This is a genomic window from Streptomyces netropsis (genome assembly GCF_014203545.1).
Classification (GTDB): Bacteria; Actinomycetota; Actinomycetes; order Streptomycetales; family Streptomycetaceae; genus Streptomyces; species Streptomyces netropsis.
In genome coordinates, this window is sequence record NZ_JACHJG010000002.1 from 301,992 (window position 1) to 325,151 (window position 23,160).

The window sequence follows — 23,160 nt, forward strand, 5'->3', positions numbered from 1 at the left end:
CTCCTCGTCGCGGGGGAGGGGCCGACGGCCGCGCGTCAGTCCTCCGCGTCGTCGCCGTCCCCGGCGCCTCCGGCGGCCGCCGCCCGAGCCACCTCCCGCGCCCAGCGGTAGTCCGCCTTGCCGCTGGGGGAGCGCCTGACGCGGTCGGTGAGGACGACGACGCGCGGGATCTTGTAGCCCGCGAGCCGGGCCCGGCAGTGCGTCCGCACGGCGTCGGCCGTCAGGGGCGCGGCGCCCGCGCGGGGCTGGACCACGGCGGCGACGCGCTGTCCCCACGTCGGGTCGGGCACGCCCGCGACCAGCGCGTCGTACACATCCGGATGGGCCTTGAGGGCCTGCTCGACCTCCTCCGGATACACCTTCTCGCCACCGGTGTTGATGCACTGCGAGCCACGGCCGAGGACCGTGACCACGCCCGTCTCGTCGACCGTCGCCATGTCGCCGAGCAGCACCCAGCGCTCGCCGTGCGCCCGGAAGAACGTCTGGGCGGTCTTGACGGGGTCGTTGTAGTAGCCCAGCGGCACATGGCCGCGCTGTGCGATCCGCCCCACCTCGCCGGCCGCGACCCTCTCGTGCGTCGCCGGATCCACCACGGCGGTACGGTCGTTGACGCGCAGCCGGAAGCCCCGCCGGGCCCCCGCGTCCTCGGTGGCCGTGCCGTTGAAGCCGGACTCGGAGGAGCCGAAGTTGTTCAGCAGCGCCACCCGTGGCAGGAGCGCCGCGAACTGGGCGCGCACGGTGTCGGAGAGGACGGCACCCGAGCTGCTGACGGTCAGCAGCGAGGAGCAGTCGGTGTCGCGCAGCGGCCCGGACAGCGCGTCCACCAGCGGTCGCAGCATCGCGTCGCCCACCAGCGAGAGGCTGGTCACCCGTTCGCGCGCGACGGTGCGCAGCACCTCCTCGGGCGCGTACTTGCGGTGGAGGACGACCTTCTGCCCGAAGTCGAAGGCGATGAAGGAGGTGAGCGTCGACGTGCCGTGCATCAGCGGCGGGGTGGGGAAGAAGACGAGCCCCTCACCACCCGCCGCGACCCGCTCGGCCAGCTCCTCCGGCCGCTGCACCGGCGCGCCCGTCGGCGCGCCGCCGCCGAGGCCGGAGAAGAACAGGTCCTCCTGCCGCCACATGACCCCCTTGGGCAGCCCGGTGGTGCCGCCGGTGTAGATGATGAACTGGTCGTCTCCCGAACGCGGTGCGAAGTCGCGCCAGGGCGCCCCCGACGCCACGGCGGCGGTGAAGCCGACGGGGGTGAGGGGCGGCTCGGCAGCACCCTCGGGGGCCGCGCCCACCCGGACGAGGTGCCGCAGCCGCTCCGCCCGGGGCGCGGCCGCCGCGACCCGGCCGGTGAACTCCGCGTCGAAGACCAGGGCGGCCAGATCGGCGTCCCGGTAGAGGTAGGCCAACTCCTCGTCCACATAGCGGTAGTTCACATTGACCGGCACGGCCCGGATCTTCAGACAGGCCCATACGGTCTGGAGGTACTCGACGCCGTTGTAGAGGTGGAGCCCCACGTGTTCGCCCGGCCCGATCCCGCTGCCTTGGAGGTGGTGGGCGAGCCGGTTGGCCGCCGTGTCCAGCTCGGCGTACGTCAGCCGCCGCTCGGCGCCGCCGCCCGGGAGGTCGAGATGGACCAGGGCCTCCCGGTCCGGCACCGTGTCGACGACCGACTCGAAGAGATCGGCGAGGTTGTAGTCCACGTCTCCTCCTGACCGGGCCTGCCCGGGGGAACAGGGGCTCGGCGGTCATTAGAGCGTCCGGGGACCGAGGGGGGAAGGGAGTTCACCCAAGAAAACTGACGGGAAGTCAGAAATCTATTGAACCCCGCCCCCGCCTCCTGCAACCTGTTCTCCGTCTCGAGACGGGAGAACTGTCATGGGCGGGACCCCGCACCTCACCGCGGAGCGCGTCGGCGCGACCCTCGTGCTCACCCTGAACCGGCCGGAGGCCAAGAACGCCCTCTCGCTGCCGATGCTCGTCGGGCTGTACGACGGCTGGCTGGCGGCCGACGCGGACGACGCGATCCGCTCGGTCGTCCTCACCGGCGCCGGCGGCGCCTTCTGCTCCGGCATGGACCTCAAGGCCCTCGCCGGCCGGGGCCAGGCCCGCGACGTGTACCGCGAGCGCCTCGACGCCGACCCCGACCTGCACTGGAAGGCCATGCTCCGGCACCACCGGCCACGCAAACCGGTCATCGCCGCCGTCGAGGGCCCCTGCGTCGCCGGCGGCACCGAGATCCTCCAGGGCACCGACATCCGCATCGCCGGCGAGAGCGCCGTCTTCGGCCTCTTCGAAGTGCGCCGCGGACTGTTCCCCATCGGCGGCTCCACCGTCCGCCTCGCCCGCCAGATCCCCCGCACCCACGCCCTGGAAATGCTGCTCACCGGACGCCCGTACCCGGCCCGGGAAGCCGAACGCATCGGGCTCATCGGACGCGTCGTCCCCGACGGCACGGCCCTGGAAGCGGCCCTGGCGACCGCCGAACTCGTCAACGCCAACGGACCGCTGGCCGTCGAAGCCGTCAAGGCCTGCGTTCACGACGCCGCCGAGATGGGCGAGGCGGAGGGCCTCGCCCTCGAACTCCGGCGCGGCTGGCCGATCTTCGACACGGACGACGCCAAGGAAGGCGCCCGCGCCTTCGCCGAGAAACGCCCCGCCGTCTACCGGCGCTCCTGAGCGCCGGCCGCCGAAGGAGAACAGTTCGCCATGCCCGAACCCCTGACCGCCCCGCTGGTCGTGGAATTCCCCTTCACCCGCTCCCTCGGCCCCGTGCAGAGCGCGTTCCTCACCGGGCTGCGCGAGCGGACCGTACTCGGCGTCCGGACCACCGACGGGCAGGTGCTCGTGCCCCCCGTCGAGTACGACCCGCGGACCGCCGAGGAGATCCGCGACCTCGTCGAGGTCGCCGCCACCGGCACCGTCACCACCTGGGCCTGGAACCCCGCCCCACGCCGCGGCCAGCCGCTGCGCACCCCCTTCGCCTGGGCCCTCGTCCGCCTCGACGGCGCCGACACCGCCCTGCTGCACGCCCTCGACGCCCCCGGCCCGGACGCCGTCCGCACCGGGATGCGGGTCCGCGTCCGCTGGGCCCTGGAGCGGACCGGAGCGATCACCGACATCGCCTGCTTCGAGCCGCACGACGACGAGGCCACCGAACCCACCGAGCGGGCCGCCACCGCGCACGCCTCCTCGCCGGGCGTGTTCGCCGACCCCGTCACCGCCGTCACCACGCCCGCCCGCCTCGACTACACCTACTCACCCGGCCGCGCCCAGACCCGCTACCTCACCGCCCTCGCCGGCCGCAGGACCGTGGGCGAACGCTGCCCCGCCTGCCGCAAGGTCTACGTACCACCCCGCGGTGCCTGCCCCACCTGCGGCGTCGCCACCGACGAGGAGGTGGAGGTCGGCCCGCGCGGGACCGTCACCACCTACTGCGTCGTCAACATCAAAGCCAAAGGCCTGGACATCGAAGTCCCCTACGTCTACGCCCACATCGCCCTCGACGGCGCCGACCTCGCACTCCACGGACGCATCGCCGGCATCCCCTACGACCGGGTGCGCATGGGGCTGCGCGTCGAGCCCGTATGGACCGAAGGCGCCCGCTACCCCGACCACTACCGCCCCGCGGACGAGCCCGACGCCGACTACGACACGTACAAGGAGCTGCTGTGACACACGCCGCCCGGAACGTGGCGATCGTCGCCTTCGCGCAGAGCGCCCACCGGCGCCGCACCGACGGACTCTCCGAGGTCGAGACGCTCATGCCGGTGCTCCACGACGCCCTCGGCCACGTGGGCCTCACCGCCCGCGACATCGACTTCACCTGCTCCGGGTCGAGCGACTACCTGGCCGGCCGGGCCTTCTCCTTCACCATGGCCCTCGACGGGGTCGGGGCCTGGCCACCCATCACCGAGTCCCACGTGGAGACGGACGGGGCCTGGGCGCTGTACGAGGCATGGGTGAAGATCCTCACCGGCGCGGCCGACACCGCGCTCGTCTACGCCTACGGCACGTCCTCGGCCGGTGACGTACGGGACGTCCTCACCCGGCAGCTCGACCCCTACTACCTCGCCCCCCTGTGGCCCGACCCCGTCGCCCTGGCCGCCCTCCAGGCACGGGCGCTCATCGACGCGGGGGAGACCGACGAGCAGGCCCTCGCCGCCGTCGCCGCGAGGAACCGCGCGGCCGGCCCACAGGGGGCCGCGCACCGCCCCCGGGCGGCGGGCGACTACGTCGTGGCGCCGCTGCGCGCCCGCGACTGCCCGCCCATCGGCGACGGCGCCGCCGCCGTCGTCCTCGCCGCCGGGGACACCGCCCGCCGGCTCCACGACCGGCCCGCCTGGATCCGCGGCATCGACCACCGCGTCGAGACACACGCCCTCGGCGTACGCGATCTCACCGACTCGCCCTCCACCCGCCTCGCCGCGACGCGCGCCGGAGCCTTCGACGCCCCCGTCGACACGGCGGAACTGCACGCGCCCTTCACCTCGCAGGAGATCGTGCTGCGCAAGGCGCTGCGCCTGGGCGACGGCGTCACCGTGAACCCTTCGGGCGGCGCCCTGGCCGCCAACCCCGTCATGGCCACGGGCCTCATCCGGCTCGGCGAGGCCGCGGCCCGGATCCACCGGGGCGCGAGCGACCGCGCACTCGCCCACGCCACCGCCGGCCCGTGCCTCCAGCAGAACCTCGTCGCGGTCCTGGAAGGAGAGACCCGGTGACCCGAGAACCCGTGGCCGTCGTCGGAATCGGGCAGACCCGGCACGCCGCCGCCCGCCGTGACGTCTCCATCGCCGGACTGGTCCGCGAGGCCGCCCGGCGCGCGCTCGACGACGCGGCGCTCACCTGGTCCGACATCGACGCGGTCGTCATCGGCAAGGCACCCGACTTCTTCGAGGGCGTCATGACGCCCGAGCACTACCTCGCCGACGCGCTCGGCGCGGTCGGCAAACCGCTGCTGCGGGTGCACACCGCGGGCTCCGTGGGCGGCTCCACCGCCCTCGTGGCCGCCGACCTCGTCACCGCGCGCGTCCACCGCACCGTCCTGACCCTGGCCTTCGAGAAGCAGTCCGAGTCCAACGCCATGTGGGGCCTGTCCCTGCCCGTCCCCTTCCAGCAGCCCCTGTTGGCCGGCGCCGGCGGCTTCTTCGCCCCGCACGTCCGGGCGTACATGCGCCGCACCGGCGCGCCCGACGGCGTGGGCTCCCTGGTGGCCTACAAGGACCGCCGCAACGCCCTCAAGAACCCCTACGCCCACCTCCACGAGCACGACATCACCCTGGAGAAGGTCCGGTCCTCACCCATGCTCTGGGACCCGATCCGCTACTCCGAAACCTGCCCCTCCTCCGACGGGGCCTGCGCCATGGTCCTCACCGACCGCGCGGGCGCGGCCCGCGCCCCGTACCCGCCCGCGTGGCTGCACGGCGGCGCCATGCGCAGCGAACCGACGCTGTTCGCCGGCAAGGACTTCGTCTCGCCCCGCGCGGGGAAGGACTGCGCCGCCGACGTCTACCGCCAGGCCGGGATCACCGACCCGCGGCGCGAGATCGACGCCGTCGAGATGTACGTGCCCTTCAGCTGGTACGAGCCGATGTGGCTGGAGAACCTCGGCTTCGCGGCGGAGGGCGAGGGCTGGAAGCTCACCGAGGCGGGGGTGACCGAACTGGACGGCGACCTCCCGGTCAACCCCTCCGGCGGTGTCCTGTCCACCAACCCGATCGGCGCCTCCGGCATGCTCCGCTTCGCCGAGGCCGCGCTCCAGGTCCGGGGGCGGGCGGGCGAGCACCAGGTCGCGGACGCCCGCAAGGCGCTCGGCCACGCCTACGGCGGGGGCGCGCAGTTCTTCTCCATGTGGCTGGTCGCCGCCGAACCCCCCACCACCTGACGGGAGTACAGACGTTTCCCGGCGGCCTGTCCGGCACCCGCCGCGCTCGCTACTGTGGCCCCGGGACGACGACGAACCGGGAGGAGCGAAAGACGTGGCGGACAGCATGACGGGTCACCTGAGGGGACAGCGTCCGGGGCGACCGACGGACGGCGCGCAGCCGGAGCTGGACCTCGGCAAGGCCACCTGGCAGTCGAGCAGCGAGGGGACGGGCGACGTCCAGATCGCCTTCGTCGAGGGCTACATCGCCATGCGCGACGGCCGTAACCCGAGCGGGCCCTCGCTGGTCTTCACCCCGGAGGAATGGCGCGCCTTCGTCGTGGGCGCGCGAAAGGGCGAGTTCGACCTCACCTAGTGCCTGTCAGGCGGATCAGGGCAGCGGTGTACCGCGGGCCGTGTCGCCTGCACCCCCGCCGCGCGGCGGTGTCCTCAAGCGCCGGACAGGCTGCTGTGCTCTGTCCTCAAGCGCCGGACAGGCTGCTGTGCTCTGTCCTCAAGCGCCGGACAGGCTGCAATCAGCCTGTCCGGCGCTTGAGGACGCGCCCGCCAGGGCGCTCGCCGCCGCAGGCGGCACAGTCACCCCCGTAGGGTGACGGCATGGCAGGAGAACGCGATCTGACGAAACTGCTCGGCGGCATGCGGCCACAGCTCAACCCCGGGCGCTATGTCTTCACCGTGGTGAGCGGCCCGGCGCCGGTCGGCGTCAAGCCGGTGGTGACCGTGGCCGAGGACGAGGGACTCACCCTCGTGCTCCGCAAGGAGGAGGCCGACGCCGCCGGTCTGGCGTACGAATACGTCGCCGGCTGGATCACCCTGCGGGTCCATTCGGCCCTGGAGGCCGTCGGCCTCACCGCCGCCGTGGCCCAGGCGCTGGCCCAGGCGGAGCTGAGCTGCAACGTCGTCGCGGGCTGCCACCACGACCACCTCTTCGTCCCCTACGAGCGGGCCGCGGAGGCCGTGGAGCTGCTCGAGACCCTCGCCGCGGACGCCGCCTGAGCGGGCGCGGGCCACGCCGGGTTCCCCGGGACGGCGGCCCGGCCACGGGCACGTACGATGTGGGCATGTCGTTCCTCCGCCGCCGCAGCGCAGCCACGCCCACCGGGCCGGACTTCGACGTCCTCGCCATGGACCCGGGGGACTGGCCCGGCGACCTCGGGGCCGGGCTGCTGCCCGCGCCCGACGGCACCTGCCAGGGCGTCTTCCTCCGCTACGACCTCTTCGGCGGGCGCGGCCCGGCGATGATCATCGGCAATCTGCCGGAGGGCTCCCCGGCGCGCGAGCTGGAGGAGGACCAGGTGCCGTTCGAGGTCGCGCAGCTCCTCGCGGCGCTCGGCAACGACGAGCCCGTGCACGTGGTGGGCACCGAGGACATCCCCGTCATGCACGAGGACAACCTCCTCATCGTGCGGCGCGTGAAGTGCTCCGAGGGCCGCATCTCCTGCACCCAGTTCGACCGCAGCGACGGCGTGCTCGTCACCATCGCGAGCTGGGACCGCCCCATCACCGACGAGCTGTACCAGCTCCTCAAGCCGCTGCCCGCGGAGATGTTCCAGCAGGGCTGACCCACCGGACACGCCTCGGCACACCGGAGCCCGGCACGGTCACCGTGCCGGGCTCCTTCGCGTTCCCGTCTAGTGGTTCGAGGGCCGGACGTCCACATCGGAGGCCTTGACGAAGGCCACCCGGTGCCCGAACTGGATCTCGTAGTACGTGTCCTTGCCGCGGATCACCTGGTGGGCCTTCTCGTCGAAGGTCGTCGCCCAGAGATACTCGCTCGGCGACCGCTGGCCCAGCGCATAGGCCTGACCGGCGAGCAGCTTGTACGGCAGGGGCGACACGGCCTGCACCGGCACACCCGCCGGATAGGCCTCCTTCTCCGGGTACGCGCGCCCGTAGACCGGGACGTCCCGCCGGCCCTGCTTGGGCGTGACCACCTTGCCGAAGGCGTCCATCGCCGTCGGTCTGTCCCACGGGTTGTGGAACCACGCCTTCTGCCCCAGGTACCAGATGGCGGTCCAGTCGCCCCGCTGACCGGCGACCGCGAACTGCTGACCGGTGGAGGCGCGGGCACCCGTGTCGTTGACGTCGATCGTCGAAGCACCGCCGTCGGGGCGCAGACCGATGTCCTTCACCAGTGGGGCGTCCGGGCCCGGCCCGGTGTGCAGCCGGACCGCTCCCGAACCGTGCCGGACACATGCCTGACCGGGCTTGACGCAGCCGGTGTAGTCGGGCTGGTGGCCGTGGTAGTGCGGTGCGATGGTGACCATGCCGGCGAAGGGGCCGCCCGTGGGCTGGAAGAACTTGCCCATCAGCGCGAAGTAATGCGCCCAGTCCCAGTACGGGCCGGGGTCGGTGTGCATGCCCCTGATCGTCGCGGTGGTGGTGCCCGGGACGTTGTCGTGGCCCAGGATGTGCTGCCGGTCCAACGGGATCTTCAGTTTGTGCGCCAGATACTTCACCAGCCGGGCGGACGTGCGGTACATCGCCTCCGTGTACCAGGCGTCGGGCTGGGCGAGGAACCCCTCGTGCTCGATGCCGACCGACTTGGCGTTCACATACCAATTGCCCGCGTGCCAGGCGACGTCCTTGGTCGGCACGTGCTGCGCGATGTGACCGTCCGAGGAGCGCACGGTGTAGTTCCAGGAGACGTACGTCGGATCCTGCACCAGCTTGATCGTGGTCTCCCACGACCCCTCGGTGTCGTGGATGACGATGAAATCGGGCTTCTGCGACTTCGGCCGGTCCGCCAGATCGTGGTTGCCGTAGTCCTCGCCCTCGAGCTTCTGGTACGGCGCGGGGATCGACTCACAGGCCACGGTGGGCGGGCATTCGACCCCCGTGGCCGGCGGCGTCGTGAGACCCAGCCCGCGCACCTGCTCCGTACGGGCCGCCAGCCGCGGTGTCGCGGCCAGCGTGACCTGCTGGCCCGCGTCGGTGGTGCGCCGCTCGCCGGTGCGGATGACGTCCATGACGTCGTTCGCGAAGGTGGTCGCGGTCGCCGCGTCCGAGGCGCCCGAATAGCTCGCCACCGCGCCGTACCAGTCGGCGGGACTCTCGCTCGGCGGCAGCCCCAGCCGCTTCTGCGCGGCGGCCAGCAGAGCCGCGCCGCCCAGGACATTGGCCGAGGTCCTCTGCCGGAGCGCCTTGCCGGACAGCCCCGTCAGCGCGGCGGCACGCTCCAGGGTGCGCAGCCGCGCCGGGAGCGGGCCCGCCGTGATCGTCCGAACGGCCGCGCGGGTGGCCGGACGAGGCCGGGCGGCGTCACCCCGGGCGTCCTCCCCGGCCTCGCTGTGGTGAGGGACCCCGGCCAGGGCCGTGGCCGCGTCGGTGAGGTGCATCGGGCCGTAGCCACCCGTGACGCTCGGGGCGCCGCCGTGGGAGTCCCAGCGCGACTCCAGGTAGGAGACCCCGAGCAGCACGCTCTGCGGGACGTGGTACTTCGCGGAGGCGTCGGCGAACGCGCGCTGCAGCGCTCCCGAGGCCGGCTGCCCGGCGGTCGCGGTCGGCGCGGCCGCGAGCACGGGCAACAGCAGGGCGGCCGACGCGGCGGCGCCGGCCGCCCGCAGGGTACGGCAGGGTCGAAGGGGACGTCCGCGCGGACGTCTACGGGGGCGGGTCCTCGGGGTGCTCCGTGACTCCGCGGCGGATCCTCGCAATGCAGCCTCCTTGGGACGGGCCGTGCCATGCGCTGGGATGGTAGGGGCGCCATCAGGCGTGCGGGACCGGACTTTCAAGAGGTAACCGCAATCCGACGATCCGTCAATCATCGTGGAGGGCGGGTGTCGGACGTGCCGAACGCCCGTGCCGGGGCGTTCTCCCGGCACGGGCGTTCGGTCCTGCGAGGCGGTGCTGCTCCAATGCGGTGAACGTACGGAGAATGCCGGCCCGCCGCGCGCCGGGCGCGGCGGGCCCGCCGGGCTCAGCGGGTACCCACCGCCGCCCGGACCGCCCGCCGGGCCAGCGCGCAGTCGTCGTGCAGGCGGCGCAGCAGCAGCCGCTGCTCCTCTCCGGCATCGGCCATGCCGGGCCCCGACGGCGTGGGGTCCTGCATGGAGCGCTGCACGGCGGTCTCGTACGTCCGGATCTCGCGGGTCAGCACGAGCATCAGATTCACCAGAAAGGCGTCACGGGAAGCGGGCCCCGCGGCCTGCGCGTGCTGGCTGATCTGACGCCGCGCCACCGGGGCGTCGCCGAGGACGGTCCACAGCGTGGCCAGGTCGTACCCCGGTAGGTACCAGCCGGCCTGGTCCCAGTCGACCAGCACCGGACCGGCGGGCGAGAGCAGGATGTTCGAGAGCAGGGCGTCGCCGTGGCAGAACTGCCCCTGGACGTGCGCCAGTCCGTGCAGCAGCTTCTGGAGATCGCCCAGGTCGCGGTCGGTGAGCAGGCCGAGCTCATGGAACCGGGCGATGCGCTTGCCGTAGTCCAGCGGCATGTCGAACATGCCGGCCGGCGGCCGCCAGAGATTGACCCGGCAGATCGCGCCGAGCGCCGCCCGCACATCGGCGCGGGGCGGGGAGTCCACCGGGTGCCGCTGGGTGGCGGCCGGGCGGCCGGGCATCCGCTCGATGACGAGTGTGCAGTTGTCCGGATCGGCTGCGATGAGCCGAGGTACCCGCACGGGCGGGCGATGGCGCACGAATGCGCGATATGTGGCTATTTCGTGCCGGGATCGTTCGACACAGGCCGGTGAATGATCAGTTAAGCACTTGGCCACGGCCGTCGAGCGTCCCGTCGTACCGACCAGGAGGACGGAGCGTGCGCTACGGCGCAGTACCTGGACGGGGTTGAACTCCGGGCAGATGCGGTGCACCGACGTGATGGCCGCGCGCAGCTGCGTTCCCTGCGGGCCGGACAGGTCGATTCTTCCGCTGAGCGGTTGGGCGCCGATCCCCGGGGCCCGCCGGGCCCGCCCCGCTCCGAACGCGGCTCCCGCGGCGTGGGAGGGGTCGAGATACGGCCCTCCGCCGCTCTGCTGCGGTCGGATCGGTCGGGGCGGCGCGGACACGGAGGTCGATGCTGCATACATGGGCGGAACAGATCCCTTCGTGTGCCGACGAGTTGCCGCGCATCCCGGCCTCCGGGGCGGGTGCACCCTGGGGAATGCCCTCCGGTCGCCGGGGGCCGGGGTTGCGCGTTCCTACATCACACCCGACCGCCGGTGGCACACCATCTGGCGCACCCTGGCGAAGCCTGGCGAATACTCGCTTGGCCCATGACGGGCCGATACCTTCAAGTCAGCCGAGGAACCTGGGGGCTTGACGTGACAAGGGAACCCAACACCCGCCTGGCGGATCTGTTCGGCCTCGCCGGATGGACCAAGGGCGAGCTGGCGAGACTCGTGAACCGGCAGGCGGCTGTCATGGGACATCCGCAGCTGGCGACCGACACCTCGCGGGTCCGGCGCTGGATCGACATGGGGGAGTCGCCCCGCGATCCCGTGCCCAAGGTGCTGGCCGCCCTGTTCACCGAGCGTCTCGGTCGTGTCGTGACCATTGAGGATCTCGGGTTCGGCCGACGAGGGCGCGCGACCAAGGGGCAGTCCGTCGACGGACTGCCCTGGGCGCCCGAGCGGACCGCCGCGGTCCTCACCGAATTCACGGGAATGGACCTCATGCTCAACCGACGCGGCTTGGTGGGCGCGTGCGCCGCGCTCTCCGCAGGCTCAGCACTCAGCAGCGCCATGCACGACTGGCTGCATGCCGACCCCCTTCTCTCCTCCGACGCCCCCCGGCTCGACGATCCGCTGCGCAGGGACGTCGCGCACAACGACGCCGCGGGTTTCGACCGCTACGAGGCGGCGCCCGTGGGTTCCACCGAGATCGACGCCCTGGAGCGCTCGGTCGACGTCTTCCGCGCCTGGGACGCGGCCCGCGGCGGCGGGCTGCAGCGCAAGGCGGTGGTCGGCCAGCTCAATGAGGTGGGCGGCATGCTCTCCTACCGCCACCCCGAACACCTTCAGCGCAGGCTCTGGGGGGTCGCCGCGAATCTCGCGGTGCTGGCGGGCTGGATGTCCCACGACGTGGGCCTGGAGCCCACCGCGCAGAAGTACTTCGTCATCGCCGCGCACGCGGCCCGCGAGGGCGGCGACCGGCCGCGCGCGGGAGAGGCGCTCTCCCGGGCCGCCCGGCAGATGGTCCACCTCGGCCGCCCGGACGACGCCCTGGACCTGATGAAGCTCGCCAAGTCCGGCTCCGGCAGTGAGACCCTGCCGCGCACCCGGGCCATGCTGTACACGATCGAGGCCTGGGCGCAGGCGTCGATGGGGCGCGGCCAGGCCATGCGGCGGACCCTGGGCCAGGCCGAAGAGCTGTTCGCGTCGGACAAGGGCGATGTGCCGCCGCCGAGCTGGATGCAGTCGTTCCACGAGATGGAGCTCCACGGCATGCAGGCCCTGGCCTACCGGACGCTCGCGGATCACGAACCGGGGGCCGCGGTCATCGCCCAGCGGCACGCCAAGCAGGCGCTGGCACTGCGGGGGAACGACACCCTGCGCTCGAAGATCTTCGACTACATCTCCATGGCGTCCGCCTGCCTCATCGGCAACGACCCCGAGCAGGCCGACACCTACGCCCGGCTGGCCCTGGTCTCGATCGGTGACACCTCCTCCCACCGCACATGGGACCGGTTGCGCGAGATGTACCGGCTCACCGGGAAGTACGCGGGCTTCGCCCGGATCGAGGATCTGCGGCAGGAGATCCAGCGGGCGCTGCCGACGGGGCCGGGGAAGGGCAGGAGCACGAGCGTGTGACTCAGGTGATGAGCCGTACGGCATGAGCCCCGGGGTCGGTGACGCCGACGTGATCAGACGTGATCAGCAGCCGACACGGGCGACGAGCACGCAGGCGTCGTCCTCGCGCGCCTCGCCGCCGAACTCCTCCAGCACCACTCGCACGCCGTCCTGCGCGCTTCTCGCCCTCGCGAAGCGCGGCGCCAGCTCCAGCAGCCGCTCGGTGCCCGGATCGGTGTCGGGTGCGGTGCGGTGGGGCGACAACCCCTCGGTGTGCAGCACGAGCACGTCACCCGGCTCCAGACGCTCCTCGGCCTGGGCGTACGCGGCGTCGGCGACCGCTCCGAGCAGCACGCCCTCCGGGGGCCGGAGCGGCCGGCCCCGTCCGCCCCGGAAGAGCAGCGGGGCGGGATGGCCGGCCTGTGACCAGAGCAGGGTGCGCTCGCGCGGGTCGTAGCGGCAGCACACCGCGCTGCCCAGCGCGGGCTGGGCGGAGGCGTCGAGCAGGTGATTGAGCAGGCCCATCAGGGGCCCCGGCTCGGTCCCGGCGACCGCCATGCCGCGCAGTGCGCCGAGCAGCATGGCCATACCCGAGGTGGCGGTCACACCGTGCCCGGTGAGACCGCCGACGCTCAGCAGCGTCCGCCCGTCCGGGAGCTGCATCGCGTCGTACCAGTCGCCGCCGATCAGGGCGCTGCTGGCGGAAGGGAGGTAGTGCGCGGCCAGATCGAGGACGCCCGGCGCCTCGGCGAGGCCGATCGCGCGGGCCGTGTCCCCGTCGTGCGGGAGCCGGAGGGAGCCGCGCCACGGTGGCAGCACGGCCTCCTGCAGCTCGACCGCGAGCCGGCGCTCGGTCTGCGCGATGTGCCGTTGGTGGCGCAGTGAGTCACGGGTCTCGTGCACCTCCCGCTGGCTGCGGCGCAGCTCGCTGACGTCCCGCAGCACGGCCCACATGGAGGCCGTGGCGCCGTCGGCGTCGAGCACCGGCTCACCCATCATGTGCACGGTGCGCTCGGCGCCGTCCGCGCGCACGATGCGGAATTCGCCGTCGATCGCCTTGCCGTCCACGAGACAGTCGGTGACCATCGCGGACAGCAGCCCCCGGTCCTCCTCCAGCAGCCAGGAGGGCAGCTCGTCGAGGGTCGGCGCCCCGTCCTCGGGCCGACGGCCGAACAGCTCGAACAGCTCGTCGGACCAGGTGACCTCGTCGCTGAGGAGATTCCACTCGGCGCTCCCGGCGCGGCCGGGGCCGGGATCCGGCGCCGCGGGCCGTGCGGGGGCGGGCGCCCCGGGGGGCACGTCGGCGGGCAGCCCCGCGCGGAGCTGGTCGAGGTGCTCGCCGAGGCCGTCCAGATGGTGCGCGGCCAGATCGCACAGGGCGCGCTGCCAGCGCAGCTCGGGGTCGCCCGCGCGCTCCTCGTCGGCCGTCTCGCGGCGCACGGCGTCGATGTCGCCGCGCAGCCGCCGCGTCTGCGAGATCAGTGCCTCGACGGTGCCGCGCTGCGGCGATCGGTCGGCGGCGGAACGGTCCGCGGAGAGGGGGGACGGCATCACGTACTCCGATACATGCGCGGCGCGGCCAGCTCTGGTGGATCCGGTGGATCTGTGGAAGGGCCGGTAACGACTGTTGCACAGGGAGCGAGCGCTCGTAAGTGGTTTTGCAATACCCGATACGGTGGTGCTGTAGGCATATGTCAGAGGCTTCCAGGGGTCCGGCGGAGGGCAATTCGGGCACGGCTCGGTGGAATGCTCCGCTCCGGTAGGCTGCGGGCGCTCGGAAGACCTCGAGTTCCTCCAGTTCACCAGGCATAGCACAGGTGGACACCGGCAAGAATGCCGGACGACGGAAATCCCGTTGCCAGCCGACTCCCCGCACCGGATGCTGACCCCATGTTCGATCCAGACATAGCGCCCAGCGGCACCCTGCTCGGCCTCCTTCAGCGAGGCCGCGGCGACGGGACCCTGCATGCCCTCGCGGCGCCGCGGGCCGAGGCGCTCGCGGCACTGCACCACTGCGTGCTCCGCGACCCGCGGTGTGACTGGCAGGTCGAGAACCGCTCCCTCTACTACGCGCGGCTCCACCTGGACCTCGACGGCGGACTCGAGGAGATCGAGCAGCACCTCTTCGCCCCGGACGACCTGCTCGACACCGCCGAGGAGCGCACCGGCCTCGCCCTCGCCGTCCTCGGCCACCTCGCCTCCTACGGCCGCGACGACGCCCTCCTGCTGCTGCGCCGCTACGCCACCACCGGCGGCAACTGGTCCTGGGCCCTCGACGAGCTCGCCCTGCGCGACGACGACGCCGGTCTGGCCGCCCTGGGCGAGATCATCGTCGCCCGGTTCCCCCGCACGCCCGAAGGCGAGGCCGCGCTCGCCGCCGCCGTACGGGACGCCTTCGAGCCCCGCCCGTGGCGGCTGTGGGCCGAGGACCCGCACGCCCCCGAGACCGCCGCCCGGGTGCGCGCCGCGCAGGAACAGGGCTCCTTCGACCGTTGGCAGCGCCAGCTGCGCCCGGCCGGCCCACGGCCGGGCTGGAGCGTCCGCGAGGTCCTCGACTGGGCCCAGCAGGGCCTGGCCCTCCACCCCACCCAGCACCGCCACGTGCCCGCCACCCGCTGTCTCACCGCGGTCGCCGGGCCCGAGGACCGAGTCGAGATCATCGAGGCCGCGGCCGACGCCCCCGACGCCGCCCGCGCCACCGCGCTGCGCTATCTCGCCGAGCACCACGATCCCCAGGCCCTCGATCTCATCGAGGCCGCCGCCGACGACCCCCGCGAGCTCGTCGCGGAGGCCGCCGTCACGGCCTTCGAGCGCATGCGCAGCACCGAAGCCCTGGAGCGGGCCCGTGGGTGGATCCACCGCACCGACGCCCTCGGCGCCGCCGCCGCGGGGATGCTGGCCTGCCGGGGCGCCCAGTACGACGCCCCGCTCGTCCTCGGCGCCCTGCGCCGGACCGTGCGGGCGGAGGGCCCCGACGCACCCGTGCTGTGGGATCTCGTCGACGGCGCCGGGCGCCTCGCGATCACCTGCGCCGCACCGGTCCTGCGGCACGTCTACCGCGAGACCTCCTCCTCCCACCTGCGGGGCCGGGCGGCCCGGGCCCTCGCCGCGACGGACCCCTCCTTCGCCACCGGGTTCGCCGTCGAGTGTCTGTGGGACTGCGAGGAGACCACCCGCGAGCTCGCCGCCCACCACGCCACCACGGCCGATGCCCGGGTCGTCGAGCAGCTCCGCAGGCTCGCCGCCGATCCGGCGGAGGAGGCCGAGGTCCAGACCGCGGTCCGTAGCCGCTTCGGCCCGGACGCCCCGGCGGTGTGACGGCGCCGGGCGCCCGTCGGGGCACCTGACGCCCGCCTGATGATCTTGCGGGCGCCCGGTGCTCCTAGGATGTCCGGGGCCGCCGTCCGCGGCCCCGACGCCCGGGCGCGGCCGCCCTCACGGGCCCGAGCGGGGCGTCGGTCCTCTCCTCGCCCCAAGGAGCGACGTGCCCGAACAGCGCGCACCGCGACCCTGCCCGTCCCCGCCCCGGTCGACAACCGGTACATCCGGCCTCCGTGCCGCCCCGCTCCTGACGTCCGGCGGCAAGGCGCTGCTCGTCGCGTCCGCGGTGCTGGCCCTCCAGCTCGGGACCGGCGCGCTCCCGGCCGGGGCGGAGACCGGCCCCGGTGTGACGACGGCCGTATCGGACGGCCGGACGGCGACGGTCCGGATCACCGAGGGACAGGTCAAGGAGATCGGCCGGGGCGGCACGATCGTCTACCCCAGCGTGACCAGTTGTCTGACGGTGACGGTCCGCCTGCGCGACGGCGGCAAGGCGGGCGCCCACGCCAGTCTGTTCCAGGTGCCCGGTGAATACCGGTCGGACGAGATCCTCGCGGCACTGCGGCGCCAGGTGGGGGGCCGGGCCGTCCGCGCCGTCGAGGTCAAGGGCGCGGTCGGGGCCTGGCACCCCGGCTACTTCACCAAGGCCCTGGAGAGTTACGGCGACGGCGAGACCGTTCCGTACCCGACGCGGCCCGACCCCGACGGGCTGGCGACGGCCGTGGCCGAAGGCCTCGGTACGCCGAGGAGCGTGGTGACGGTGGAGGATCTTCCCGATGGAGATCTGATCGTGCGCTGACGGACAGCTGAAGGACAACGGACGGACAGGGGGCGTGGGGATTCCACCGGGCCCCGCGCCGATGCGCGATGCCTGGGGGCTTCGTGCGCCTGACGTGGGAATCGCGATGGCGCCGGTGTGCCAAGCTGTGGCTAACGCCGGTATGACTGACCAGGAGGTTTTCATGACAGAGAACAACGCGCCGCAGGACGCGACCGCCGAGGACGCCCAGGGGGCCGAGGACGCGGTCAAGCGCAAATTCCGCGAGGCCCTGGAGCGCAAGCAGGGCAAGGCCGCGGGCGGTGCCAACGGTCAGAACCGCGACGGCTCGAAGATCCACGGCACCCAGGGCAAGGCGGGCGGCCAGCGCAACTTCCGTCGCAAGAGCGGCTGACCTCGCTCCGACGCCGCCCCGACTCCTGGCGGCCGGTCGCCTCGGCCGGTGCCGCACCGACAACTCCCGGTGCGGCACCGGTCTTTGTGCGGGGCGGGCCCTGGCCGCCTCAGCTCGCTCCGGTCGCTCCGGCCGTTCTGATCGCTCTGGACACCCACACCAGGGCGAGCCACGGCGTGGTGGCGGCGCCCGCCGCCAGGGCCCAGCCCGTGCCCGTCGCCGGGAAACCGGTGAGCAGCGGCAGGACCAGTCCGGCGCCGCAGGCCAGGAGGGCCGCCGCCGGCAGGTGGACGCGGGGGGCGAACCGGCGCGCGGAGCGGACGCCGAACTCGTTGCCGTGCAGCACCATGCCGGTGACGACCCCGGCCGCGAAGGTCAGTACCCAGATGGCGGGCAGGGCGATCAGCCTGCCGACGAAGGTGCCGATGTCGTTGTCCGGCGTCTCGCGCACCCCGAGGTCGGGCCGGCTCGGCGCGTACCGCAACTGCACGGTACGGCCCTCCTCCGGCATGCCCCGGGTGTGCACGTTCTCGACGGTGACCCGCCGCGACCCCGAGTCGAAGGGGATGACGACCTCGATGGTCGACGCGAACTCGTCGACGTCGTTGATCTCCACGTCCGTGGAGCGCGGCTCGCCGACGATCCGTTGGATGCGGACGTCGTACGTGCCGCCGTCGGCCCGCCCGACCTTCGCGAGCCACTCGCCGTACGGGCCGTCCGGCCCCACCCCCTGGCAGAGCGCGGCTCCGCTGGCGAGCGCGATGGCGAAGCCCAGGACCCAGCACACCAGCCGCGAGGACCGGGGCTCGTATCTCTTGCGCGAGGCCCTCTTCCTTAACACTGCCCGCCTTCTGGCCGTGACCAGCCAGGAGACGCATATCCAGCACAGCGCGCACCCGGCGGCCAGGCCGAGCAGCCACAGCTGCTGCCGTTTGGGCGGCAGCTCCCGGAGCGGGATCACACCGGCCACCACGGCCGCGTAGGCGGCGAGCAGCGTCGCCCACCCGGTGAGCCGCGTCCCTATGTTCATGTTCCGCATCCCCCGGCCACGTCGCTTGATGATCTTGACGTGGACAGCGTAATTGGTGCATTCGCGCCACAACGCCGCAGGAGAAGCGGACCACCCGGTACCGGTGCGGAGGCGGGCCTCAGTACCGGGTGAGGAACCGCTGCGGCTGGCAGGCGTCGCAGGGCCGGGCGCCGTCCGACGCGAGCTGCTCGCGGGCCTCCGCGGTGGTCATGGCGTCCTCGCCGCCCTTGGGCACCCAGCAGCCCGCGTGATGCAGCTCCAGGAGGAGCCTGCCGGACCGGCGGTGGCTGGTGACCAGCCAGAGGGCGTCCTCGAGCCCGGGCCGGTACGGCCCGTGGTGCTCCGCGCGGGTGGCGAGGGCGCCGTGCGCGGTATCGGTCTCCTCGAAGTCCCCGCCGTCGAGGTGGTGCAGAACGACCGCGCGCACCCAATCGCGCGGGGAGTGGCCGGTTTCTCGCGCAGCGGCCTCGATACGGGCACGTTCATCAGGGGTGAAGAGCTGCTCCATGACGCGGGACAGTAGCAGCGCGAGGGTGCGGCGGACCCTGTCGTCGAAGGTCGGAGAAATGTTCTGACCTGCCAAGTTGACAAGAACACGGGCGGAATATGCCGCGTGCACCACGCACGCGTACACGAGGGTGTGCGGCGCCGCCGACACCGCGCACCCCGGGCGGATCCCCCGGGCGTCAGGAGGTGGCGATTGCCGCCTGAATCGGGGCACATGCGCCATCGCTCGTCCTGATGAACGACCCGGCGGCGGCGTCCTGCCCGCGCCCCGCCGACGGTCAGGCGCCGATGTCCTCGTTCCACAGATCGGGTTGCTCGCGGACGAAGCGGCGCATCAGCGCGGCGCACTCGCCGTCGTCGAGGAGGGTGACGGTGACGCCGGCGTCGGACAGCCAGCGATGGGCGCCGGGGAAGGTGGCGGCCTCGCCGACGACCACGCGCCCGATGCGGAACTGACGGATCAGCCCGGCGCAGTACCAGCACGGGGACAGCGTGGTGACCATGGTGGTGTCGGCGTAGCCGCCAGGGCGCCGGCCGGCCGCCCGGAAGGCCGCGGTCTCCGCGTGGGTGGCCGGGTCGTCGTCCTGCACCCGGCGGTTGCGCCCGGCGCCCAACAGCTCGCCGCCGGGGCCGAACAGGGCGGCGCCGATCGGGATGCCGCCTTCGGCGAGTCCGGCGCGGGCCTGTTCCAGGGCGACCCGCAGGAGACGTCGGTCATCGGTCATGAAGGGGCTGTTCCCTTCCGGCGGCGCAGCCACGCCGCCGGGAGGGCGGCCCGGGCGTTACTTCGGTGCGTGCTCGCCGAGGTAGAAGAGCAGCCAGATGAAGCCCGCGAGCACGTGGCTGACGACGACGTAGATGAGAACGCGGAAGGCCACGGCCTTCTCCTTGTACTTCTCACTGCCTGCGCCGAGGTCACGCGGGGGCGCGGCCTTCTCGGCCGGGTCGTCGGTCACTGCTGCTCTCCAGTCGTCGTGCTGTGCTGTGCTTCGGCGGCCGGGCGGCCGGGCGGCCGGGCGGCCTGGTGGCCGGTCGGCGCGGGTGGCGTCAGGCGGTGCCCGGCCGATCGGCCTCGCGCAGTTCCGTCAGGAGCTCCTCCTGGCCGGTCAGGACCTGGGTCAGCAGCCGTCGGGCGGCCGCCAGCAGCTCCGCGACGTCCCCGCCCGCCAGCGCGTAGACGACCGTGGGGCCCTCGCGGGTGGCCGTGACGATGCCGGAGCGGCGCAGCACGGCCAGCTGCTGCGAGAGGCTGGAGGGCTCGATCCCGATGGCGGCGAGGAGGTCCCGCACCGGCATCGGCCCGTCCTGGAGGAGCTCCAGCACCCGGATGCGCACCGGGTGCCCGAGCATCCGGAAGAACTCCGCCTTCGCCTGGTAGAGCGGTACCCGCACCCCGATCAACGTTTGTCCCGCCCCTCTTCCGGGTCCGCCGAGGCGTCCGTGTCGACGCCGTGCGCCCGGGCCACCCGCAGCGCGTCGTCCAGCTCGTCGGCGGCCACGGCTGTCGCGTAGGCGTCACCGTCGGCCCGTGCCGTCTCCAGAGCGGCGCGCGCGTCGCGCACCCGCTCCCGCATCGCTTCGGCGAACGCACTCACCACAGCCCCCTATGCGGCACGCCTGACGACCCAGGCACCTGGTGAATTGAAGAATTCTTCAATTCTAGGGCACGCCCCGCTGCGTCCCACCCGCCGGGCGCCGGGTCATACCCGCCATGCCCCGTCCTTCATCAATTCCCGCCCCTCCAGCTCGTTCTCCTCCCGCCAGGCCAGGAGTCGGCGGGGCCGGAAGCGGAGGTACACCCAGGCGTCGCGCCCCCGGGGGTCCCACGCCAGCTTCGCCGCGAAGGCGTCGGCCGCCGCGGCCGGGAGGTCCGCCCCGGCGACGGTCTCGGCGTCGGCGTCGATGAGGATCACGTCCCGGGTGTGACCGAGGGCGATGCGGGCCTCCCCGTTCGCCGCGAGGTTGCGGGCGGTGCGGTTGGTGGCGCGGGTGCACATCACCAGCGTGCCGTCGTGCCAGACGAAGGACAGCGGGGCGAGCAGCGGTCCGCCGTCGCGGTCCGCCGTGGACACCCACGCGTCCTGGTCCTTCTCCAGTCGTTCCAGCACGTCGGACTTCCGCTGTCCGGCACTGCGCGCCGGTGGCATGTTCGTCATTCCCCGGACGCTATCGACGGGCTGCGCCCCGGCGCCTCGGCCGTAAGCCGTACGCCGCCTGGGCCGACCGCCGTACTACCGGCGGCCTACTCGCAGTCGGGCGGCAAGGGTCCGGTGTGGTCTGTGTGGGTGGCCTGACGGTGTGTTGCGTGCTGATTGTCAGATGATCAGAGAGTCATCTTGTTAGGTTTTCAGAGCTGATGTAGCGATGTGTGCGCTTATGCGAGTCATTCAAAGTTCCCGTGTCCTTGTGCGGCTGGGGGTGTGTGGTGACGGTTTCGGCGAGTGGAGCCCGGTTGGAGGCCACCGGTGGGTGCTCGGTGGCGAGTGTGTCCAGTGAAGGTGCTTCCGGCGCCCGGCCCGCCGACGGGATGGCGGCCGGGGGCGGCGTCGCGTCCGGCGGGCCGCCCGGCGGCGTTCCCGGGCCGGGGGGAGACGCGGGCGGATCGGGCCCGGCCGGCCCCGGGGGCCCGGGTGTCCCCGGCTCCGGCGGTCTGGGCTCGGGGGGAGCGGGACCGGGTGGCCCGGGCGGGCCGGAGGTGGCGGAGCCGGACGGGGCGAACGGGCCGGCGGGTTATGACTACGAGGGGTTCAGTCGGCTGGCGGGGGAGCTGACGGAGCCGCCGAAGGGCGTGTACCGGGTGCGGTACCAGCGGCTGCTGGACCGGGAATCCGGCAGTGGATGGGGGATCGGGCTGCTCGTGGGAGCGGCCCCGCTGGTGTCTATGGGTTTGCTGGTATGGCTGTTGTGGCCGGGGCACTGGGCGCACCGGGAGTACGTCGGCCCCATCGGGCGGGCCGCGGACGCGGCGATGCTGATCTCGATCGGGCTGATCGAGGTCTTCAGAGTGGTCAACGTCCTCTCCAACGCCCACGCGACCTGGGTCGCCCGGGACCCGGTGCCGGTGCGGGCGCAGCCGGGCACCCGGGTGGCGTTCCTGACGAGCTTCGTCCCCGGCAAGGAACCCCTGGAGATGGTGAAGGCCACGCTGGAGGGGGCGGTGCGCATCGAGCACGACGGGGTGCTCGACGTCTGGCTGCTGGACGAGGGCGACGACCGCGAGGTCAAGGCGCTGTGCCGGCAGCTCGGCGTGCGGCACTTCTCCCGCAAGGGGATGGCCCGGTGGAACCAGCCGTCGGGCTCCTTCCGGGCGCGCACCAAGCACGGGAACTACAACGCCTGGCTCGACGCGCACGGCCACGACTACGAATTCATGGCCTGCGTGGACACCGACCACGTACCGCTGTCGAACTTCCTCCAGCGCATGATGGGGTACTTCCGCGACCCGGACGTGGCGTTCGTGGTCGGCCCGCAGGTCTACGGCAACTACACGGCGGCCGTGACGAAGGCCGCCGAGAGCCAGCAGTTCCTCTTCCACGCGCTGATCCAGCGGGCGGGCAACGCCTACGGCTCGCCGATGTTCGTGGGGACGAGCAACTGCGTGCGCGTCAGCGTGCTGCGCCAGATCGGCGGGCTCTACGACTCGATCACCGAGGACATGGCGACGGGACTGGAGATCCACCGCCGCCGCAACCCCGCCACGGGCCGCCGCTGGCGGTCGGTGTACACCCCGGACGTGCTGGCCGTGGGCGAGGGCCCGTCCTCGTGGACCGACTTCTTCTCCCAGCAACTGCGCTGGTCGCGCGGGACGTTCGAGACGCTGCTGAAGCAGTACGGGCACACGGTCTGGCGCCTCTCGCCCGGCCGGGCACTCAACTACACGCTGATGGTGACGTATTACCCGATGGCGGCGCTCAACTGGTTCCTGGGCGCGGTGTCGTGCGTGCTGTTCCTCGGGCTGGGCGCGGCGGGGATCAACGTGGAGTCCCAGGTGTGGCTGATGCTCTACAGCGACGCGGCGGCGCTCCAGGTCGGGCTGTACATGTGGAACCGGCGCCACAACGTGAGCCCGCACGAGCCGGCCGGGTCCTCCGGCGCGGCCGGGATGGTGATGTCCGCCCTCTCCGCCCCGCTCTACGCGCGGGCGCTGGGCGAGGCGCTGCTGCGGCGGCGCTCGCGGTTCGTCGTGACCCCCAAGGGCGACTCGGCCAGCCCCGACTGCCTGGCGACCTTCCGCACCCACCTGGTGTGGGTCGGGGTCTTCGGGCTGTCCCTGGCCGCGTCGATGGTGCTGAGCCACGCCCACACGGCGATGCGCATCTGGGCCGGGCTGGCCATGCTGACCGCGCTCGGGCCGCTCGGGGTGTGGCAGGCGGGCCTGTTGCGGGACCGCCGGCGGTCCCGCCGCAAGGTGGAGCCGGTCCCGGTGGTGGGAGAGACGGTGGCCGCGGAGGCGGAGGCGGAGGCGGGGGCGGCCCGCCCGGTGGAGCAGCGCAGCCCGGTGTGAACGGAGGCTGCCCGCGCGGGC

At 73.0% G+C, this 23,160-nt stretch carries 23 protein-coding genes; 12 read left to right on the top strand and 11 right to left on the bottom strand.

What is annotated here, in order from left to right; translation table 11 throughout:
• Window positions 1-35: 35 nt before the first annotated feature.
• Complete coding sequence (locus tag FHS38_RS06170) at window positions 36-1,694, bottom strand: acyl-CoA synthetase (protein ID WP_184731574.1); 1,659 nt, start codon at window positions 1,692-1,694, stop codon at window positions 36-38.
• Between the two features lie 175 nt (window positions 1,695-1,869).
• On the opposite strand from FHS38_RS06170, the gene FHS38_RS06175 reads away from it, so the two are divergent.
• The 7 genes from FHS38_RS06175 to FHS38_RS06205 all read left to right on the top strand — a co-directional run bounded on the left by FHS38_RS06175 (window position 1,870) and on the right by FHS38_RS06205 (window position 7,437).
• On the top strand, window positions 1,870-2,670 hold the full coding sequence (locus FHS38_RS06175) for a crotonase/enoyl-CoA hydratase family protein (RefSeq protein WP_184731576.1): 801 nt from the start codon (window positions 1,870-1,872) through the stop codon (window positions 2,668-2,670).
• A gap of 30 nt (window positions 2,671-2,700) precedes the next feature.
• Window positions 2,701-3,666: a Zn-ribbon domain-containing OB-fold protein gene (locus tag FHS38_RS06180; protein WP_184731579.1), complete on the top strand. Its 966-nt coding sequence runs from the start codon at window positions 2,701-2,703 to the stop codon at window positions 3,664-3,666.
• A complete protein-coding gene (locus FHS38_RS06185) occupies window positions 3,663-4,712 on the top strand; it encodes a thiolase family protein (protein ID WP_229822539.1) in 1,050 nt (349 codons plus the stop codon). The genes FHS38_RS06180 and FHS38_RS06185 overlap by 4 nt, the downstream gene beginning before the upstream one ends.
• The gene (locus FHS38_RS06190) at window positions 4,709-5,875 is read left to right on the top strand and encodes a thiolase family protein (protein WP_184731583.1); all 1,167 of its coding nucleotides are present in this window, start codon (window positions 4,709-4,711) and stop codon (window positions 5,873-5,875) included. The genes FHS38_RS06185 and FHS38_RS06190 overlap by 4 nt, the downstream gene beginning before the upstream one ends.
• Window positions 5,876-5,981: 106 nt before the next feature.
• The gene (locus FHS38_RS06195) at window positions 5,982-6,230 is read left to right on the top strand and encodes a DUF397 domain-containing protein (protein WP_184732209.1); all 249 of its coding nucleotides are present in this window, start codon (window positions 5,982-5,984) and stop codon (window positions 6,228-6,230) included.
• A 242-nt stretch (window positions 6,231-6,472) separates the two neighbouring features.
• Window positions 6,473-6,871 carry an ACT domain-containing protein gene (locus FHS38_RS06200; protein ID WP_184731585.1) on the top strand — a complete coding sequence of 133 codons (399 nt, stop codon included), beginning with the start codon at window positions 6,473-6,475 and terminating at the stop codon, window positions 6,869-6,871.
• Between the two features lie 65 nt (window positions 6,872-6,936).
• Window positions 6,937-7,437: a hypothetical protein gene (locus tag FHS38_RS06205; protein WP_184731587.1), complete on the top strand. Its 501-nt coding sequence runs from the start codon at window positions 6,937-6,939 to the stop codon at window positions 7,435-7,437.
• 69 nt (window positions 7,438-7,506) lie between these two features.
• On the opposite strand, the gene FHS38_RS06210 is transcribed toward FHS38_RS06205, so the two are convergent.
• On the bottom strand, window positions 7,507-9,531 hold the full coding sequence (locus FHS38_RS06210; protein ID WP_373301821.1) for an N-acetylmuramoyl-L-alanine amidase: 2,025 nt from the start codon (window positions 9,529-9,531) through the stop codon (window positions 7,507-7,509).
• Window positions 9,532-9,794: 263 nt separating this feature from the next.
• A complete protein-coding gene (locus FHS38_RS06215) occupies window positions 9,795-10,904 on the bottom strand; it encodes an aminoglycoside phosphotransferase family protein (RefSeq protein ID WP_184731591.1) in 1,110 nt (369 codons plus the stop codon).
• A gap of 234 nt (window positions 10,905-11,138) precedes the next feature.
• Here FHS38_RS06215 and FHS38_RS06220 point away from each other — a divergent pair, with 234 nt between their 5' ends.
• Window positions 11,139-12,626 carry a DNA-binding protein NsdB gene (locus tag FHS38_RS06220; RefSeq protein ID WP_184731593.1) on the top strand — a complete coding sequence of 496 codons (1,488 nt, stop codon included), beginning with the start codon at window positions 11,139-11,141 and terminating at the stop codon, window positions 12,624-12,626.
• A 63-nt stretch (window positions 12,627-12,689) separates the two neighbouring features.
• Here FHS38_RS06220 and FHS38_RS06225 read toward each other — a convergent pair whose 3' ends face one another.
• A complete protein-coding gene (locus FHS38_RS06225; RefSeq protein ID WP_184731595.1) occupies window positions 12,690-14,156 on the bottom strand; it encodes a PP2C family protein-serine/threonine phosphatase in 1,467 nt (488 codons plus the stop codon).
• Window positions 14,157-14,495: 339 nt separating this feature from the next.
• Here FHS38_RS06225 and FHS38_RS06230 point away from each other — a divergent pair, with 339 nt between their 5' ends.
• The 3 genes from FHS38_RS06230 (at window position 14,496) to FHS38_RS06240 (ending at window position 17,098) form a co-directional block, all read left to right on the top strand.
• Window positions 14,496-15,923 carry a HEAT repeat domain-containing protein gene (locus tag FHS38_RS06230; RefSeq protein WP_184731597.1) on the top strand — a complete coding sequence of 476 codons (1,428 nt, stop codon included), beginning with the start codon at window positions 14,496-14,498 and terminating at the stop codon, window positions 15,921-15,923.
• Window positions 15,924-16,089: 166 nt separating this feature from the next.
• Window positions 16,090-16,725 (top strand): hypothetical protein, encoded by a 636-nt coding sequence (locus FHS38_RS06235; protein ID WP_229822541.1) that lies wholly within the window; start codon window positions 16,090-16,092, stop codon window positions 16,723-16,725.
• Window positions 16,726-16,888: 163 nt separating this feature from the next.
• On the top strand, window positions 16,889-17,098 hold the full coding sequence (locus FHS38_RS06240) for a DUF5302 domain-containing protein (RefSeq protein ID WP_184731599.1): 210 nt from the start codon (window positions 16,889-16,891) through the stop codon (window positions 17,096-17,098).
• A 109-nt stretch (window positions 17,099-17,207) separates the two neighbouring features.
• Here the strand turns inward: FHS38_RS06240 and FHS38_RS06245 are convergent, their stop codons facing one another.
• The 7 genes from FHS38_RS06245 to FHS38_RS06275 all read right to left on the bottom strand — a co-directional run bounded on the left by FHS38_RS06245 (window position 17,208) and on the right by FHS38_RS06275 (window position 20,791).
• Window positions 17,208-18,128, bottom strand: a complete 921-nt coding sequence (locus FHS38_RS06245; protein ID WP_184731601.1) for a hypothetical protein — start codon at window positions 18,126-18,128, stop codon at window positions 17,208-17,210.
• A 118-nt stretch (window positions 18,129-18,246) separates the two neighbouring features.
• The gene (locus tag FHS38_RS06250; RefSeq protein WP_184731603.1) at window positions 18,247-18,711 is read right to left on the bottom strand and encodes a DUF6233 domain-containing protein; all 465 of its coding nucleotides are present in this window, start codon (window positions 18,709-18,711) and stop codon (window positions 18,247-18,249) included.
• Between the two features lie 202 nt (window positions 18,712-18,913).
• Window positions 18,914-19,360 (bottom strand): nucleoside deaminase, encoded by a 447-nt coding sequence (locus FHS38_RS06255; protein WP_184731605.1) that lies wholly within the window; start codon window positions 19,358-19,360, stop codon window positions 18,914-18,916.
• A 57-nt stretch (window positions 19,361-19,417) separates the two neighbouring features.
• Entirely contained in the window at window positions 19,418-19,591 is a 174-nt protein-coding gene (locus FHS38_RS06260; RefSeq protein ID WP_184731607.1) for a DUF6126 family protein, read from the bottom strand.
• Between the two features lie 91 nt (window positions 19,592-19,682).
• Complete coding sequence (locus tag FHS38_RS06265; protein WP_184731609.1) at window positions 19,683-20,027, bottom strand: ArsR/SmtB family transcription factor; 345 nt, start codon at window positions 20,025-20,027, stop codon at window positions 19,683-19,685.
• A gap of 5 nt (window positions 20,028-20,032) precedes the next feature.
• Window positions 20,033-20,230 carry a hypothetical protein gene (locus FHS38_RS06270; RefSeq protein ID WP_184731611.1) on the bottom strand — a complete coding sequence of 66 codons (198 nt, stop codon included), beginning with the start codon at window positions 20,228-20,230 and terminating at the stop codon, window positions 20,033-20,035.
• Between the two features lie 105 nt (window positions 20,231-20,335).
• On the bottom strand, window positions 20,336-20,791 hold the full coding sequence (locus FHS38_RS06275) for a pyridoxamine 5'-phosphate oxidase family protein (RefSeq protein WP_184731613.1): 456 nt from the start codon (window positions 20,789-20,791) through the stop codon (window positions 20,336-20,338).
• Window positions 20,792-21,120: 329 nt separating this feature from the next.
• Between FHS38_RS06275 and FHS38_RS06280 the strand changes: the two genes are divergently transcribed.
• On the top strand, window positions 21,121-23,139 hold the full coding sequence (locus FHS38_RS06280) for a glycosyltransferase (protein WP_373301822.1): 2,019 nt from the start codon (window positions 21,121-21,123) through the stop codon (window positions 23,137-23,139).
• Window positions 23,140-23,160 lie beyond the last annotated feature (21 nt).

Coding starts and splice junctions, on each gene's coding strand:
- FHS38_RS06275 (WP_184731613.1), bottom strand. CDS start 20,791: ATGACGAACATGCCACCGGCGCGCAGTGCCGGACAGCGGAAGTCCGAC.
- FHS38_RS06255 (WP_184731605.1), bottom strand. CDS start 19,360: ATGACCGATGACCGACGTCTCCTGCGGGTCGCCCTGGAACAGGCCCGC.
- FHS38_RS06215 (WP_184731591.1), bottom strand. CDS start 10,904: ATGTATGCAGCATCGACCTCCGTGTCCGCGCCGCCCCGACCGATCCGA.
- FHS38_RS06225 (WP_184731595.1), bottom strand. CDS start 14,156: ATGCCGTCCCCCCTCTCCGCGGACCGTTCCGCCGCCGACCGATCGCCG.
- FHS38_RS06230 (WP_184731597.1), top strand. CDS start 14,496: ATGTTCGATCCAGACATAGCGCCCAGCGGCACCCTGCTCGGCCTCCTT.
- FHS38_RS06180 (WP_184731579.1), top strand. CDS start 2,701: ATGCCCGAACCCCTGACCGCCCCGCTGGTCGTGGAATTCCCCTTCACC.
- FHS38_RS06205 (WP_184731587.1), top strand. CDS start 6,937: ATGTCGTTCCTCCGCCGCCGCAGCGCAGCCACGCCCACCGGGCCGGAC.
- FHS38_RS06240 (WP_184731599.1), top strand. CDS start 16,889: ATGACAGAGAACAACGCGCCGCAGGACGCGACCGCCGAGGACGCCCAG.
- FHS38_RS06200 (WP_184731585.1), top strand. CDS start 6,473: ATGGCAGGAGAACGCGATCTGACGAAACTGCTCGGCGGCATGCGGCCA.
- FHS38_RS06195 (WP_184732209.1), top strand. CDS start 5,982: ATGACGGGTCACCTGAGGGGACAGCGTCCGGGGCGACCGACGGACGGC.
- FHS38_RS06245 (WP_184731601.1), bottom strand. CDS start 18,128: ATGAACATAGGGACGCGGCTCACCGGGTGGGCGACGCTGCTCGCCGCC.
- FHS38_RS06175 (WP_184731576.1), top strand. CDS start 1,870: ATGGGCGGGACCCCGCACCTCACCGCGGAGCGCGTCGGCGCGACCCTC.